At 69.6% G+C, this 16,575-nt stretch carries 9 protein-coding genes; 5 read left to right on the top strand and 4 right to left on the bottom strand.

Features of this window, described 5'->3' with window-relative positions:
- The first annotated feature begins 166 nt into the window (after window positions 1-166).
- Entirely contained in the window at window positions 167-1,012 is an 846-nt protein-coding gene (locus QMK30_RS20450; protein WP_283519731.1) for a phosphatase PAP2 family protein, read from the top strand.
- On the opposite strand, the gene QMK30_RS20445 is transcribed toward QMK30_RS20450, so the two are convergent.
- The gene (locus QMK30_RS20445) at window positions 918-1,967 is read right to left on the bottom strand and encodes a LacI family DNA-binding transcriptional regulator (RefSeq protein ID WP_283519730.1); all 1,050 of its coding nucleotides are present in this window, start codon (window positions 1,965-1,967) and stop codon (window positions 918-920) included. The genes QMK30_RS20450 and QMK30_RS20445 overlap by 95 nt on opposite strands.
- A gap of 116 nt (window positions 1,968-2,083) precedes the next feature.
- On the opposite strand from QMK30_RS20445, the gene QMK30_RS20440 reads away from it, so the two are divergent.
- Window positions 2,084-3,124, top strand: a complete 1,041-nt coding sequence (locus QMK30_RS20440) for a cytochrome P450 family protein (RefSeq protein ID WP_283519729.1) — start codon at window positions 2,084-2,086, stop codon at window positions 3,122-3,124.
- 594 nt (window positions 3,125-3,718) lie between these two features.
- Here the strand turns inward: QMK30_RS20440 and QMK30_RS20435 are convergent.
- Together QMK30_RS20435 and QMK30_RS20430 are read right to left on the bottom strand one after the other, a co-directional pair.
- Window positions 3,719-5,581, bottom strand: a complete 1,863-nt coding sequence (locus QMK30_RS20435; protein WP_349362092.1) for a glycoside hydrolase family 3 protein — start codon at window positions 5,579-5,581, stop codon at window positions 3,719-3,721.
- A 175-nt stretch (window positions 5,582-5,756) separates the two neighbouring features.
- A complete protein-coding gene (locus tag QMK30_RS20430) occupies window positions 5,757-7,319 on the bottom strand; it encodes a carboxylesterase/lipase family protein (RefSeq protein WP_283519728.1) in 1,563 nt (520 codons plus the stop codon).
- A gap of 1,072 nt (window positions 7,320-8,391) precedes the next feature.
- Here QMK30_RS20430 and QMK30_RS20425 point away from each other — a divergent pair.
- The 3 genes from QMK30_RS20425 to QMK30_RS20415 all read left to right on the top strand — a co-directional run bounded on the left by QMK30_RS20425 (window position 8,392) and on the right by QMK30_RS20415 (window position 12,354).
- Window positions 8,392-9,639: an MFS transporter gene (locus tag QMK30_RS20425; protein WP_283519727.1), complete on the top strand. Its 1,248-nt coding sequence runs from the start codon at window positions 8,392-8,394 to the stop codon at window positions 9,637-9,639.
- A gap of 113 nt (window positions 9,640-9,752) precedes the next feature.
- A complete protein-coding gene (surE, locus tag QMK30_RS20420) occupies window positions 9,753-10,658 on the top strand; it encodes a 5'/3'-nucleotidase SurE (RefSeq protein ID WP_283519726.1) in 906 nt (301 codons plus the stop codon).
- 97 nt (window positions 10,659-10,755) lie between these two features.
- A complete protein-coding gene (locus QMK30_RS20415; RefSeq protein ID WP_349362091.1) occupies window positions 10,756-12,354 on the top strand; it encodes a carboxylesterase/lipase family protein in 1,599 nt (532 codons plus the stop codon).
- A gap of 296 nt (window positions 12,355-12,650) precedes the next feature.
- Here QMK30_RS20415 and QMK30_RS20410 read toward each other — a convergent pair whose 3' ends face one another.
- Window positions 12,651-15,995, bottom strand: coding sequence for an ATP-binding protein (locus QMK30_RS20410; protein WP_349362090.1), 3,345 nt, complete (start codon window positions 15,993-15,995; stop codon window positions 12,651-12,653).
- Window positions 15,996-16,575 lie beyond the last annotated feature (580 nt).

Genomic DNA, 16,575 nt, shown 5'->3' with positions numbered 1-16,575 from the left:
CCCCGGGCCGACTGACCGGTCCATGTCCTCGCCAGGCGGGGCGTTGCCGTGCGGCGCCCCGCCCGCTCCCTCCCAGCGGACTCGCCTCATCCCCTTACAAGCACGTCCTCCTCCCCTTGCTCACGCACCCGGCCCTGCGACTCGCCGCAGCCGCGAAAGGCCCCTCGTGCCTGACACTCCCGCCTATGCCCCCGACGCCTCCACGGCGCCCCGACCCCGTCCATCCTCTGCCGCTCCGCCGCCGGTCCGCGCGACGGCGCTGGGGCTGGTCTTCGTCCTGACCACCGTGGCCGTCGGTTCGGTCGTCCGTACCGACCCCATCCGGCCGCCGTTCCAGAGTCTCGACGACCGCTGGCTGGCGTGGATGAGCGGTCCGCGCAACGGCCTCTACGCGGCCATGGCCGATGTCCTCAACTTGTTCGGCGGGCCGCTCGGAGTCGTGGTCCCCGTCGCCCTGCTGACCCTTCTGAGCATCCGCAGGCGCTGGTGGTCCCTGCTCTACCTGCTCACGACCCATCTGGTCGGCAACATGTTGGTCGTCCAGTTCCTCAAGTACTGGGTGGACCGACCACGCCCGGAGAACCCGCTGGTCCGCGTGGACCACGGTTCCTTCCCCTCCGGGCACGTGGTGGGGGCTGCGCTCCTGGTGGTAATCGTCGGTGCGCTGTTTGTCCGGGCGGCCAGTCGGCGATGGTGGTGTCTCGTCGGCGTACTGTTCACCGTCGCGATGATGTGGAGCCGCACATGGTTGCATGCCCACTGGCTCACCGACACCGCAGTCGGCGCGATGGCCGGGGCCGCCCTGCTTCTGTGGAGGGCGTTCGCTCCCCTGCTCGCCCAGGAGGCCGGCCGTCTCGCCGACGAGGAACCGGAATCTCAGGCCCGGGAGAGCAGTTCCTCCCGGGCCTGGTGCCTGCTCAGGAGGACTGCCGGTGAACGAGAAGAGCCTCTACGCCGTCGAACGCGGGCGCCGTGCCACGTTCGATCAGCTCGTGCAAGGTATCCGCGATGAGCGCGGCCGAGGGCAGATCCAGCCGGACGGTGGTGAGCGAGGGCTGCTCCAGGGCAGAGGGCACGAGGTCGTCCGAGCCGACGACGGCCACATCGTCCGGGACGGCGATGCCTTCCTCCTGGAGCGCACGCATCAGGAGTACGGCGTACTCGTCGTTGTAGGCGAAGACGGCGTCCAGATCCAGGCTCGGCCAGCGCTTGGCCAGCTCGGTGGCGGACTCCCTGGTGTACGCGAGATCCACCGCGGTGACCGTGGCCATGTGGCGAGCGGCGACACCTTCGGCGCCGGCCAAACGCGGCCGGGCGAACGCATCGAGGCCCCGCTCCTGCGGCATGACCACGCCGATCCTGCGTCGCCCACGGGCGACGAGGTGTTCGGCGGCCACCGCGCCGATGTGGCTGTGGTCGAAAGTGACTGTGTGGGCGCCTGCGACAGGCTGCGCGGCGAATACGAGGACACCACGCACGCCGGCACGGTGCAGGAGGTCCACGGCCTGCGCCGCAAAGGAGTCGCCGTCCACGGCCAGCACCGCCGCGGGCCGCAGTTCGGCCCAAGCGCGGGCGGCTGTTACCGCGTCGGGGAACCGGCCGGCGTGGAGCACGGCGGTGTACCCGTGACGGTCCAGTTCACTGTGCAGGTCGTCCACCCAGTTGCTGACCAGACGGCCGATCGCCGAGACGGATGCGGGCATCAGCACCAGATTGCTGCGTCCTGCGCGCAGCGAACGGGCGGCCGCGTGCGGCACGTACCCCAGTTGCCTGGCCGCATCCAGCACGCGGGCGCGTGTGGCAGCGCTGACCCGGTGCGCCTGGGTGTCATTGAGCACGAAGGACACCGTGGCGCGCGACACCCCCGCCAGGCGAGCCACATCCGCGCTGGTGACGGGCCCTGGGGCGGTGATGTCCTTGGCCATGACGTCCTTGATCGATTCCGGTGGTTCACTGACCGTTTCCACCTTCAAGGTTACACGCGTTAATAGTTAATCGCGCTCGGGCCTGTCCTGGCCGGTGGACCGCGCGGCTCGTCATCCGCTCCTCCGCGCCCAGTCGGAGGTGTCACAGAAGGAGCCCGATGAATCCGAGCAGCCACGGCAGGTCCCGGCCCGGGTGCCCCGTCTCCCCCGGCCCGGCTCGCCTGTACGGCACTGGACTCGGACGGGAGCAGCCGCACGAGCTCTACGACCGGCTGCGGCAGCGGTGGGGGCCCGTCGCACCGGTCGAAATCGCTCCCGGTATCGGAGCCTGGCTCGTACTGGGGCACGCGGAAGTGCTCGAACTCATATGGAACGAGCAGGAGTTCACCAGCGATGCACGACACTGGAGCGCGCTCACAGCGGGTCTGCTGCCCATGGACTCGCCGCTCCTGCCGCTGGTGGGACACCGTCCGGCACTGGCCCGCCTTGACGGGCATGAGCACCGACAGCAGCGGCAGGTGGTGACGCAGACGCTGGACCTCATCGATCTGCGGCGGTCGCTCACCATGGTGCGACAGCGAGCCGACGCGCTGGTGGACAGCTGGGCGGTGCAGGGTGGGGCCGACCTCATCAGCCAGTACGCCGGCCCGCTCGTGTGGGGCGTGTTCGCTCAGTTGCTCGGTCTGCCGGACGACTCGGGCAGCAGGCTGGGCTCCCGGCACATCGTTGACGGCACCGACGAGGCGGCTCGCGCCGAGTCCGTGTTGGTCGGCGTCCTGATCCGGCCGGCTGCCGGCAAACGTGCCGCCCCGGGCGCGGACCTCCCCTCGTGGCTGCTGGCTCACTCGACCCCGCTGACCGATGAAGAGGTCGCGCACAACCTGGTCGTGCTTCTCCTCCTGGGCACTGACAGCACCATCAGCCGGATCGGCAACACCGTAAGGGTGGTGCTGAACGATTCTCGCGTGAGCACTGCGCTCGCCACCGGTCGGCTGACCGTGTCGGATCTGGTCGACCGGGCCCTGTGGTCCGACGCGCCGGTCCCGGACATCGCGGGACGCTGGGCGCGGGCCGACATCACGTTCGCGGGGCGGCGGATTCGCGCCGGTGATCTGCTCATACCGTGTCCGGCCGCCGCCAACGCCGACCCCGAGGTACGGGGCACGGAAGCCTCCGGTAACGACCTCACCCGCGATTGACAGTGGGAGAAGGAGCGACGTCTGGGGCCTTCGAATCCAAGGCGGAGGAGGGAGTGATGGCGGAGCCATCGCGACTGACGACAACGCCGGAGGCGGAGGTCCCAGGCGCCGCGACGCCGCTGCCAATCGTGGGTGAGGTCGTAACCGGGCTCATCTCGCGTGGGGCGCCGGTGCTCACGACTGCCCGGCCAAGGACGCCGCTCGCCTGATGGCGGAGACGGCGGTCGACGTCCTGCTGGGCAGGCTGCCCTAGATCCGCTCGGGCGCACCCGGCTCCTCCCCGCACCGACACCCCTCCCTGTGGTGCGGGACGCCGACGGGACTACCGGTGGCGTTCGCCGCGTTCCACCCCGCTGCACCGGCCCCGCCAGTCGCTCTCCCCGTCCTGCCGGTGGCGGAGCGGAGGCAGGAGGATCGCCCGGCGGGGAACGAGCGGGATCCTCAGCGATGGGGCTGGTGGAATTCGATGAACGGCTTTTGACGGACGGCCACGCGCGTCTGCGCCGACCGCAGTCTCCGGCGGCCGGCGCAGATCGTTCGGGCTCGGCGGACCAGGATCGGCGGACCGGCCCTGGCGGGCCCAGCAGGCCGGGCTCAGCCCAGCCGCAGGCCGTGCCCGTACGGGAAGAGGGAGTCCCCTGTGTCGTTGGGCATGTCCTCGGAGCCTGCCAGCACGCTCTCCATCGAGCGTGGCAGTTCGAAGGGCAGCCGCCCTTCCGCCTCCGCGTGACCGAAGAGCACGTTCAGCAATCCGGTGTCCGAAGAGCCGTAGTTGGCCACCACTGCCGCAGCCCGTTCCACGATCTCCGGTATGACCGCGGGACGGTCGAGGAAGATGTCCACGACAGTGGGAACGGCATCGGCCACCTGCAGGATGGGACGCAGTTCCTCCTCGGTGAAGTCGAGCCTGCCCGCGCGGAAGAAGGACTCGAAGCCTGCGGTCCGGGCGTCGTACGGGGTGGCGATGCGCAGGATTGCCACATCGGCCTCCTCGGGCGTGGCCACGACCGCCGCGTACCGCGCGGCGACATCGAGGGCGATCCCCCGGACGTAGAGTCGGACATCGGCCGCGAGGGGCAGCAGCGGAGCCGCGGCGTCGCTCGGCCGGTCCTTGAGCACCGTGATCGAACGGCTCTGTGCGTCGAGTCCCTCCGCAGTGAACTCGGGGCTGCCACAGACCTGGGCAGCGGCGTCGGGGTCCACGTACGGATCGTCGAAGAGACCGAGGACAAACTTCTCGCGCAGCAGTCGTGCCGCTGATACGTCGATCCTTTCGCACGTCAACCGTCCGGTGCGCATGAGTTCCAGAACGAGTTCGGGGGCGGCCTCGCCGCCGAGCTGATCGGCTCCCGCATCGAGGATGCGCTCCACTCTGGTGAGGCGGTCGAGATGCTCGGCCCCCCAGGCCCTGGCGGGGAACGGTGCCCCGAAGATCTCGGTGTCGGTGACCAGGCCCCAGTCGGTGCAGACGATGCCGTCGAAGCCGTACTTTCCGCGCAGGAGACCCGTGATGACGCCCTTGTTGAAACCGAAGCCGATTTCCTCGTACTCCGTGCCGACCGGCATGGCGTAATAGGGCATGATCTGCGAGGTCCCGGCCTCAAAGGCGGCTCCAAAGGGGATCAGGTGGTAGTCGAAGTTGTCGCCGGGATAGACCTGTTCGCGCCCGTACGAGAAGTGGGCGTCCTCGCCGCGCAGTTGCGGCCCGGCCCCCGGGAAGTGCTTGGTCATGGCGGCGACGCTCTCGGGTCCGAGCGTGTCGCCCTGCAGACCTCGGATGCTCGCGGCGACCATGCGGGCTGCGACGTCGGCATTGGAGCCGAAGGTGCCCAGGATGCGCGGCCAGCGCGGTTCCGTGGCGAGGTCGGCCATGGGGTGCAGGGCCAGGCGGATCCCGACCGCGAGGTACTCACGCCGGACAATGTCTGCCTGCCGGCGCACCAGTTCCTCGTCTCCGATGGCGGCCAGGCCCGGAGGCTCCGGCCACAGCGAGAAGCCTTCGGTGTGCACGCTGGCGGCCGGGTTGTCCACGAATGCGTTGCGAGGGTCAGTGGAGATCGTGACCGGAATGCCCAGACGTGTAATGGCGGCCAGGTCCTGCAGTCGGTTGTTCCATTCGGCCATACGGCGCGGGGCTGCGGCTCCGAACAGATTGAAGTGGTTCATGAGCTTGCCCGTCACCATCGCGGCAGTGGAGGCGCGCATGGGGTCGTCGTCCGGCGCCCCGGGGTCGGGTTCCACGAGGCTTCCGTCGGCGTTGATGGCGATCATGGTCTGGAAGAGCAAGCCCGCCTTCTCCTCCGGCGTCATACGCGACAGCAGGTCTGCTACGCGTTCGGCGACGGAGAGGCGGGGGTTCTCGTACGGCTCCATGACGCCATTGCCGTTCAGGTCGCGAAACTCCGTGCCGTCCGGGGCGGTGAGGATGCGCGGCCGGGCCGCCTGGGTCTGTGACATGGGTCTTCCGTTCCTGGCATGTGCCGGACCCCGCTGGTGCGGTGTTCGGAGGGGTGCACGGGGGAGCATTCGAGGGCCCCTGGCCGGTCGCGTGACGACGGGGACCGGGTGGCCACCATAAAACTTACACGTGTAACTGACGAGATTCGACAGGGTGAGGCCGACGGGCCGGCTCCTACCGGGGCACCCGCTGGTGCAGCAGGCGCGAGTGACCGGCCGGGTCGCCGACGGCGGCGGTGACCGAGTCGAATCGCATGGTGACTCGGGAGGGCACCTCGTACCTGCCCCAGGTCGGGAGGTCCGGGTGGTTGGGGTCTCCGGTGCGCACGAAGGAGATCCATGCCCGGTGCATGGCGTGCGCGAGTCCGTTGCGGACCGCCGGGTCGATCCCGGCCACGAGCGGCGCGTGCGACCACTTGTCGAAGTTGTCGAAGACGAAGGGCAGTTCCAGGCAGTGAGCCGCGGCGAGCCGCCCGTCGTAAGCGGGGGCCTGGAAGTCGAACTGGTACGCCCAGACGGGGCGCCCGAGCTCCGCCCTGGCCTCAGCCAGCTCCACGGCGGGCACCCGGAAGAGTTCGTCGGAGATCAGATCCATCAGCACGTCCACGGGCCGGGCGCCCGGCCGGGTCCGCTCGTAGGCGGCGTACACTTCGGCCGCCCCGTCGGGGAAGGTCTCCGCGATGCGCTCGATCACCTGTTCTTTGGCAGCCGTGCCGTGGCCCTCGTCGAGGGCGAACCCGAAGTTGGCCTCCTCGCGGGTCCAGCCGATCATCACGTCGATGTCGGCGGCCGCGCCGTGGAGCAGGGTCTGGGCGGGGTGACGGCTCATCGTCACGCCGTCGCGTACGGGCAGGAAGGGAGCCGGCCAGTAGCCCCACCGCATGGTCTGCCCGAACAGCCCTCCGGCCGCCTCGATCAGCCGGGGCCACGGCAGGGCGCGGAGTTCACCGACGTCTTTGACGCCGCTGATCTCCAGGTACGCGGCGGTGCGCGGCAGATATTCAGCCGGGGTGGGGATGCGCAGACCGAAGGGCGGGCTCTGCAGAATTACCCGCCGGAAGAGGCCTTGGGCATCGGAGTGTCCGGCCAGTGCGGCGGTGGACACCGCTCCGCCGGACTGGCCGGCGACGGTGACGCGGTCAGGGTCTCCCCCGAAGCGCGCGATGTTGTCCCGCACCCATCGCAGGGCGGTGACCTGGTCGGTGAGCCAGTAGTTGCCGGCTCCCACTGCCGCCCCGCCCTGGCCTCGCTCCGCGCCTCCGCCTTCCGCGCCGAAGTACAGATAACCGAGCGGCCCGATGCGGTAGTTGATACTCACCACCACAACATCGCCGTTGCGCGCGAATGTCTCGCCGGAGTAGTTGGGCAGCGAGCCGGACCCCGAGACGAATCCGCCGCCGTGGATCCAGACGAGCACCGGCCGGGCGGCATCGTCGGCAGACGGCGTCCAGACGGTGAGAGTCAGACAGTCGTCGTCGAACGGCGGCGAGCCGTGGCCACCGAGGACGGGGTCACCGCCTTCCACGTACATCTGCGGTGCGCTGGGACCGTCGACGGTCGCGTCCCTCGTCCCGCTCCAGCCGGCGTGCGGCTGCGCCGGGCGCCATCGGAGACCGGCGACGGGCGGCTCTGCGTAGGGCACTCCCCTGAAGACGGAGACACCGCCTTCCAGGGCGCCCCGCAGTCGGCCGACGGGCAGTTGAACAACGGGCGGGACCTGACCTTGGGCAGTAACCATGAGCTTTCCCTCTCGGTCACCGGCGGTCTGCGCAGGACGGAACGACGCTGTCGGTCGGCGCGCGCCCGCCGGGCTGGCGTGGGCCTTGTGCCGGTCAGAGACCTGCGGCCACCCTTCACGCTATGGCGCATCATTGACGCTCGTCAACACTTCTACATACCTGCTCTCAGTCCCACAAGCTGTTCGCGGCGGCGCGCTCCGCCTCCCTGCGCAGCAATGGCGCCAGCGCCGGCCACAGCGGCGCCGGCGCCACGCGGCCCGCCCACCCTTGCCGTCCAGCGCTCGTCGAAGCCCCGAAAGCGCGGCCGACCGTCGTCGCGGAGCATCAGCCCCGCCGCGACAGCCATCAACAGGAGAGCAATTCCGTCCCCAGGGCGCCGCGTGGCGGGAGCGCGGGGAGGTGATGGCGAGGGGGCGCGGTCGGTCGCGGAGGCAGACCGACCCCGGGAGCTGTGTTGAGCATCTTCGGCCTTTCACTATCAGCTCCCCGGACGGACAGGCGAGGAGAGCGTGTCATGGAGCAGGGCGTTTGCCCTCAAGAGGCCCGGACGTCGCCGCCCGGACGTCGAGGGAGCCGAGCCGGTCGCGGGCCAATGAGGGAGAAGGGTGCAGGGGCGCAAGTGGAGGCCGGCGAGGCAGCCGCGTCGTCGGTCCGACCTCGTACCGGATCCACGGTCAGCGCCAGAGCGGCCACGACCAGGGGCGGCTACGCACCGCGAAGGAGTATTGCGCATGCGTGACCGCCAGAAGCGCGGCGCCTCTTCCGAGCCACTCCCTTGCCGCACCCGACGGCCTTGGAGTTACACGAGACAATCCCACCTACCGCAGAGCATCACAATCGGCCTCGCGGTTCGGAACGACCTCTGGCGTAAGTCCGGTACGGATGCTAAACAGAGGTTCATCGCGCTGCTAACACGTGTAACACGATTGCTCGCTGATTCGAGTGGCGCAGCCGCTTCGACCCAAGACCCCACGGCCCTTCGCCCCCCTCCCCGCTCTGTCCCCGAGGAGTCGACATGTCCGTCATCAACACCCATCGCGCGCCAAGCGCCCTCAGACATCGGCGATCGTCGTGACCACCAACGAGCTGATCCAGCCGCACCGCCCGCATGCTGCGGCGAAGGACCCCGGGCAGCGGGGACTCATGCTGCTGCTCCTGGTGGCCAACGCCTCCATGCTGGCTGTCTACATGGGCGTCGGCGCGGTGCTGCTCCCCACCCAGATCGCGGCGATCGACCCCGCGAACAAGGTCGCCATTCTGGGCGTGGTCGGCGGAGTCAGCGCGGTCTTCGCGACCGCGTTCAACCCCATCGCCGGCGCCCTGTCGGACCGGACCGGCCGACGGAACCCCTGGATCATGGGTGGAGCCCTGGCCTCGCTGGTCGGGCTGGCCTTCCTCGGCAATGTGCACACAGCACTACTCGTCGGCATCGGCTGGTGCCTGGTGCAGGCCACAATGAACATCTACCAGGCAGCAGTCACCGCAGTGGTGCCCGACCGGATCCCGGCGGCCCGTCGCGGCACCGCGTCCGCGCTCGTCGGGCTGGCACTGCCGGTCGGCGGCACCGTCGGCGTGCTCATCGGCTCGCAAACCGCGGATCATCTGCGTACGGGGTACCTCGTGTTCGGCGTCATGGTCGCCGGAGCTGCGCTCCTGCTGACCACCTTCTGCCGCGATGTTCGCCGTACCGCGCCCGCACCGGCCGTCCCACGGCGCGAACAGCTCGCCGCGTTCCTGTCGGCCCTGTCCCACCACGACTTCCGGTGGGCGTTCATCGGCCGCGCGCTGATGGTGCTGGGCTACTTCTCGGTAGTGGGCTATCAGCTGTACATCCTGGACGACCACATCGCGCTGCCCGCCGGGATGAAGCCGACTGCGGCGATGGCGATCCTCACCCCGGTATCGATGGCCGCAATGGCCCTCTCGACGGTGCTCGGCGGAATAATGTCCGACCGCCTGGACCGGCGGAAGGTCTTCGTCGGGGTCTCGGCCGCGCTCGCCGGGTTCGTGATGATCGTCCCTGTCATCAGCCCCACCTGGGCCGGGATGCTCGTCTTCAGCGCGCTCAACGGCCTGGCCTTCGGCTGCTTCATGGCCGTGGACACGGCATTGGTCACGCTGGTCCTTCCCCGCGCGGAGGACGCCGCACGCGATATGGGCGTACTCAACATCGCCAACGCGGGCCCGCAGATCATCGCCCCGTTCGTCGCCTCCGTAATCGTCACCACCCTCGGCGGGTACACCCCGCTGTTCCTGGTCGGCGGCGCGCTTTCCCTGGTCGGCGCGCTGGCGATCCTCCCGATCCGCAGCGTGCGCTGACCCGCCCCAGGCCCAGATAGGCAGTTCTGGGCCCCCAAAGTCTCCGGCGGGTGCTCGTAGGGGGCGTACGCCCGCCGGTTCCACCCCTCCCATCGTTCTCGAAGGAGCACATTGTGAGACGCAAGCGCGTTCTGCCGCTGGCCGCCCTGCTGTTGTGTACGCCCGCCCTTGCCGGGACGGCCCCCGCAGCCGCCTCCCCGAAGGCCCCGCAGGCCGGCCCGCTGCGAATCCTGCTCACCAATGACGACGGCTACGACGCACCTGGCATCCGCATCATGTTCAAGCGGCTGACGGCCGCCGGACACGACGTCACCATCGTCGCCCCGCTGACCAACCAGAGCGGCGCGGGAACGAAAATGATGAACGCCACCACGGTGACGGTAAAGCACCCCGAATCGCAGGTGTGGGCCGTGGACGGCACCCCGGGCGACTCGGTGGCCTTCGGCCTCTCCGAGGTGTTCGCCGATCAGGCGCCCGATCTGGTGGTCTCCGGCACCAACTTCGGGCCCAATGTCGCGGTTCTTGCAACCCATTCGGGGACAGTGGGCGGCGCTGTGGCAGCCCTCGAGCAGGGAATCCCCGCGATCGCGGTGAGTACCGGCGGCCTCTCGGTACCGGTTTTCGAGCCGACGCTCAACGCGATGCGGCCCACCAGCGACTTCACGGTCAAGCTCATCGACCGGCTCAAGGCGCACGCGAGGTCCGGTCGGCTGCTGCCCGAGGGTGTCGGCCTGAACGTCAACCACCCAGTGGTCGGAGCGGACGGCGCCGGCAAGGCCCGCGGCTCCACCATCACGACGCAGGACCCCCAGCCCGTCCTCAAGCCGGACTTCACCGACTCCGGTGACGGGACCTGGAAGGTGAACGTGACGCTGGTCGAGTCGCCCGCCGCCCGGCGCGGCGACGTAGAGGCACTGAGCGCGGGCAACGTGTCCATCACCCCGATCGCCCCCAACTGGAACACCGGACCGGCCGACTTCGCCTCGACTGCCGTACTGGTCGCCGGGCTGCGGCCGTAACAGCCTTCGTCCGACCGTGCCCGTCCCGGCTGTTGCGGCCGGGACGGGCACGGTGAGGACACACGACGCGCTCTGCCCTTTGCATGAAGGAGGAGAAATGAAGAGGCTGCGCTTAACCCGGACTTCACTGCGCCTGTCCCTTGCACTCGCCCTGACCGCGATGATCGCCCAGGCACTGCCGGCTTCCGCGACACCCGCCGACGCCCGCTCCATACGCCCGGCCGTATCCACCAGCGACGGCCGGTTGGCAGGACAGGTCCACGATCGGGCCGAGGAGTTTCTGGGCATTCCCTACGCAGCGCCACCCCTGGGAAAGCTGCGATTCGGTGCACCACAACCGCCCCGTCGATGGAGCCGAGAACGGGATGCGACCCGCTTGGCTCCCGCCTGCCTGCAGTTCTCGCCGTTCGGGCTGCGTGACCCGCAGGCCGTCAGCGAGGACTGCCTCTACCTCGACGTATACCGGCCGCGGGGCGCCCGGCCCGGCGCACGCCTGCCCGTGCTCTTCTGGATCCACGGCGGCGGCTACAGCCAGGGCACCGGAACCCAGTTCGGTGGACGCACCATGGCCGACCTCACACAAACCGTAGTCGTCAGCATCAACTACCGCCTCGGACAGCTCGGCTACCTGGCGCTGCCCGAACTCGCCCGGGAGAACACCCTCGGTACCGGCTCATGGGGCCTGATGGATCAGATCGCGGCCCTGAAGTGGACCCGGGACAACATCGCTGCGTTCGGCGGCAACCCGAGCAGCATCACCATCTCAGGGCAGTCCGCGGGCAGCGGCTCGGCCTGTGCGATGCTCGCCTCGCCGCGAGCGGCGGGTCTTTTCGCCCGTGCCATCCTACAGAGCGGTCCCTGCACTCTGCTGCGCGCTCCGGGAACCGACCGGGCCGAGGCCCAAGGTCAGGCCTTCGCCGCTGCGGCAGGGTGCCCCAGCCAGGCAGGGCGGGCCGTCTGCCTGCGTGCCACGTCGGGCGCCGACCTGATTTCCGCCGCCCGTACACACCCGACTCCAGGCCCGGCCGTCGGCGACGGACTGCTGCCCGTTCAACCCTCCGCCACGATCGCTTCCGGCGCCTGGAACAAAGTGCCGGTCTTGATCGGCAGCAACCAGGCCGAGGGCCGATTCTTCGCCGCGCTGACCAAGCCGTACCTGACCGCGCAGGAGTACACGGACGGGATCACCGCGACCTACGGAGCGGCAGCACCCCAGGTATTGGCGCGTTACCCGCTCACTGACTACCCCACCCCGTACGAGGCGATGGCGGCGGTCCTCACGGACTCCACCTTCGCATGCCACACCTTCGTAACCGCCCAGGCCTTCGCCACCCAAGTCCCCACTTATGTATACGAGTTTGACGACCCGGACTCGCCAACACTGTACGGAGCGCAGGTCCCCGGGGTGGACATGGCCAACGCTCACAGCGCCGAACTCGCTTACCTGCACGACTTCACCATGGGCGATCGCCCCCTGACCGCCATCCAGAAGGGTCTCGCCAGCCGAATGAAGCGTTACTGGGCAGCTTTTGCACGCTCGGGCAACCCCAATGTCCTCGGGCAGACCCTGTGGCCGCCGAGCAGCACCCGCCAAACGGTACTCACCCTCAACCCTCGGACGAGTAGCACGTCCACCACCTTCGCATCCGACCACCAGTGCACCTTCTGGGCCGGGTCGACCGCGGGCGGAGCGTAGCCGACGCCCCAGGAGAGTGGCGCAGGCCTTCCTGGAAGAGCGGCTCTACCGGGCTCCACCTCAGACGACTGGTACATCACCGGTGTGTTCCGGAGAGTCACCTGAACCGCGACCGTAACACCGGCCACTGACTCGCGGCCGACGGGTACGCAGGGCTCGGCGACCCGTCACGGCCACACGGCGCGGCGCCAAGATGATCGCCATGCACACCGGACCCGGCGCCCTTTTTGTCGCTGCCGTCGCGATCGCTGTCATCATCGCGTGCCGCCTGCGCTCCCGGCGCAGAGACTCAACCCTCAACACGGGCCATGGAGGTCAGCGGACTCAAGGCGTACGCAGTCGTCGATGCGTCGGACGAGCAGTACAGCCTCCGACTGCTCGGCCAGGTCGTGTGCCCGCTGGAAGAGAGACTGGGCATGCTGGGGGTCGCCGGCCGCGGTGTGGGCCTGCGCCAAGTCGGTCAGCGCCGTCGCGAGTTCGATCCTGGCTTCACTCTGTTCCAGGAAGACAACGGCTCTTTCCAGGGGTGCCACGCGCTGCTGGGCCGGGAGGGTGGCGGCCACCGCTCGCCAAGCCATGCCCAGCGGCCGCGGCGCCCCCCATCGCTCGGCTACGTCCAGGGCTTCCTCGGCGAGCGCCCGGGCCCGCTCGCGGTGGCCGGTCTTGACCAGTTCCAGGGCCGCCGAGCTGCGCCATGGTTGGAAGCCGGGTGAGTCGATGTTCCAGGCGGCCGCCCGGCGACCGCAGTCCAGGAAGTGCGCGGCCGCCTTCTGTGCGTCTCCCCGCGCGGAACGCAGCAGACCGCGTACGTACAGCACCGTTATCCACGGCCAGGTCTCCGGCTCCGCGTAGTGGTGCGTGCTGTCCAGCCACTGTTCGGCCTCGTCGGTCCGGCCCAGGCCGATGAGGGCGTGCGCGTAGAGGGCGACCAGCGCGGCGGGGCGCCGTACGTTCTGGTCGAGCGGAACTGACGTCAGCAGCCGGCATTCGGCCACCGCCCGCCGATAGTCGCCGCGGCGCAGGGCGATCTCCGCCCGGTTCATGACCCGGCTCAGGTCGACAGCGGCGAAGTCGTGGTCGTTCGGTTGGTCGCACAGGTACTCGACCATGGTGAGGTCGTCGCACCACACACCGAGGGCAGCCCGTAGACCGACCAGTTGGCGCGGCAGGTCCGTGGGATCGGTGACGCTTCGCGCGGTGGGGAACCGTTCGAGTATCTCCTTCGCGCTGTAGCGCAGTCTCGCCGCGTCGTCACAGAGCAGCAGCGCGGCGGCTATCGCGTCGTCGGCGGGACACCCGGGACGGGGCGCGGAGAGTTTCCGGATCAGCGCGTGCCAGGTGCCCGGGGTGAGGGACGAGATCATCCATCCGGAGGCGCGAAGGGCTCGCGCGCCGCGAGGATCCACGCTCTCGGTCTCGGCGATCACCGTGTCCATGAGCTCGATGGCGGCCACCGTCCGCCCCTGGGTCACCAGCACCCAGGCGAGGGGCACCACCGCGCTCGGCGGTCGCGCGAGGTCGCGCTGGATCTGCAGTGCTTCTTGGAGGTGGATGCCGGCCGCGTTCGGGTTGGTCTGCAGTTCGGCCTGTCCGAGCCGGAGCAGGACTGCGGCTCGTTCGGCTGGTTCGGTGATGCGCGAAGCTGCCTCCAGATAGCCGATCGCCGGTGCGGCGGCTCCTTCGCGCAGGCAGTCGTTCGCCGCGTCGATGAGGACGGTCGACCATCGGGCCCACTGCGTCCCGGCCAACTCGCCGAGGTAACCGGCGACCTCGCGGGCCGGCCGTTGTGCCATCTGCGCTCGCCGCGCTGCCGCGACTCTGACGGCGGTCTTCTCCGCGGACGAACAGGCGTCAAGGAGGGCTGTGGCGATGAGCGGGTGGCGAAGCCGTGGAGGTTCGGCCGAGGCCAGAACTCCTCGGCGGGCCAGGTCGGCACAGCGCTGGAGCGCCTCCGCGAGAGGTTGCTCGCAGACCGTCGCCAGCAACTCGACCGTCGGGGTGTGCTCGGCGAGGACGGCCAGTGCCTTGACGAGTTGGGCGTCCGCCGGATCGTGGCGGGTCAGCAGGCATGACAGCGCGCGCGTGAAGTGGTCGGCTATGAGGTCCGGCGGCAGGCCGTCCCGGTGGCGGACCGGCTTGAGGTCCGCGAGCAGGGCGTGCACGAGCGCCGGAACGCCACCCGTGACGTGTTGGATGGCAGTGGCCAGCGGCTCGGAGTCCGGCGCGGCCAGGACCCGGCCGGCGAGTACGGCGATCGCCGGCACGTCGAGCGGTCCCAGCGAGAGAGCGAGCGCGGCACGGGCCTCCAGCTCGGCGTGCCACTCGGCGGCGGAGGCATCGGCGTGGGTGCCGGGCGCGACCTGTACCAGCAGGACCGGCTGGTGTCGCAGACGCTGGGCCAGGATGACCAGTGCCTGCCGGGAGGGGGCGTCGGCGTCGCTCGCGTCATCGGCAAGCAGGACGAGCGGGCGGGCGGCGTAGGCCAGCTCCCGGCAGGCCCAGTCGGCCAGGGCGCGGGCGTCGGCCGTGAATGCGGGGGCGGGCTGCGAGAGTGACCCGAGCGCCTCACGCAGGCCACCGACGAGGGAGGGTTCGCCTCCGCCTGTCAGCGGCAGCCGCCGACTGGCGGGCAGCTGCCGGCCCAGCTCGCGCAGCAGCAGTGACTTGCCCATACCGGGGCCCCCGGAGATCACCACCAGCCCGCCCTGGCCGGACGGCACCTGGTCGGCGAGCGCGGTGATCTGGCGGAGCTCGTGTTCCCGGCCCACCATCGGAAACCCGACGACCTGCCCCGGAGCGGTGGCGCTCGGAGTGGGTACCGCGGCGGCCGGTGGGGTGCCGAGTGGGCGGGGCGGGGGCTCACCGGCGAGGACTCGGGCGTGCAGGGCGCGGAGTTCGCTGCCGGGTTCCACACCCAGCTGGTCCACCAGGAGTTCCCTGGTCCGGGCGTACGCCTGGAGCGCTTCGGATTGCCGGCCACCGGCATGGAGCGCCTGCATCAGCAAGGCGTGCAGGCGCTCCCGCAGCGGATGTTCGGAGGTCAGCATCCTGAGCTGGCCGATCACCTGCTCGGCGCGTCCGCCGCTGACCGCGACCTCAAGGCTGTCCTCGACCACCACCAGCCGACGTTCGAGCAGGGCGATGCGCTGGTGTTCGGCGTAGGGGCCGGGAACTCCGGCCAGGGGCTCACTGGAGAACAGCGCGAGTGCTCGCGTGTACGACGCGTCGGCCGACTGCCACTGCTGTCGCGCTCGGGCTTGTTCCGCCCCGTTGACCAGGCGGTCGAACCGACCGAGGTCGAGTTGTTCGTCGGCGATGCGGAGTTGGTAGCTGCCATGGCCGTACAGCAGGAGGACGGGTGGGGCTCCAGCTGGGCGGGGTGGTTCCAGCACACTGCGCAGCGCCGAGACGTGGGTCTGGATCACCTTGGTCGCGCCGGCCGGAGCGTCCTCCTCATACAACGCGTCCACCAGGCTGTTCACGGATACCCACTGGCGGCGACGGAATGCCAACGCGCACAGCAGAGCACGTCGTTGGGGAGGACCGAGCGCGATGGCGTGCTCGCCGCGCTTTGCCGTAACCCCGTTGAGCAGCGCGAACTGCAAGACTTGAAGCGAACTGTCCGCTGACACGCTTTTCATCCCCCTATTGCCCTGCGGCACAGAACCCGACATGTCTACCCCGGCATGATATGTCATGTGCATTTACTCCTTGTTGCATGTTCGTTGAACGAGCTGACCATCGTGGTCATCACAAGCGGAGTGCGGCTTTTCTCCGCTGAGACAAGGAGTGACGATGTGCGTGCTGCCTGGCGCCGGCGTGGTGATCACCGGCGCCGCCAGCGGGATCGAAGCCTGGCTCGCGGACCGGTTCGCCGCCGCAGAGACTTGGTTGGCACTGGCCGGGCAGGATGAGGCGCGGCCCCCGGAGGCCGCCGGCCGCGTCGGCGCGACTGCGGTGGTGTGGCCACCGCGGTCGACACGGCGGCTAGTGCCGCAGCCTGGCGCGGCACTAGACCGGGCGGGCGAGGGGTTCCTCACCTGCCGCGCACGCGGACCCGTGCCGATGAAATCGCCAAGAAGGCCAGTTCGGATCGCCGGCTGGCCGACATGAACGCATGGCAACTGCGTCTGGAGCACCTCTTACCTGAGTCCGCGTGCTGAGCGGCAGCGGCGATGCTGCTGCCCAGTCCACCCGGCACCCCTGTCAGCGTTGTGCGCT

The organism is Streptomyces sp. H27-C3, from assembly GCF_030063415.1.
Taxonomy (GTDB): domain Bacteria; phylum Actinomycetota; class Actinomycetes; order Streptomycetales; family Streptomycetaceae; genus Streptomyces.
The sequence above is the reverse complement of the archived record's forward strand: the minus strand, read 5'-3'. Positions and strand labels throughout refer to the sequence as shown.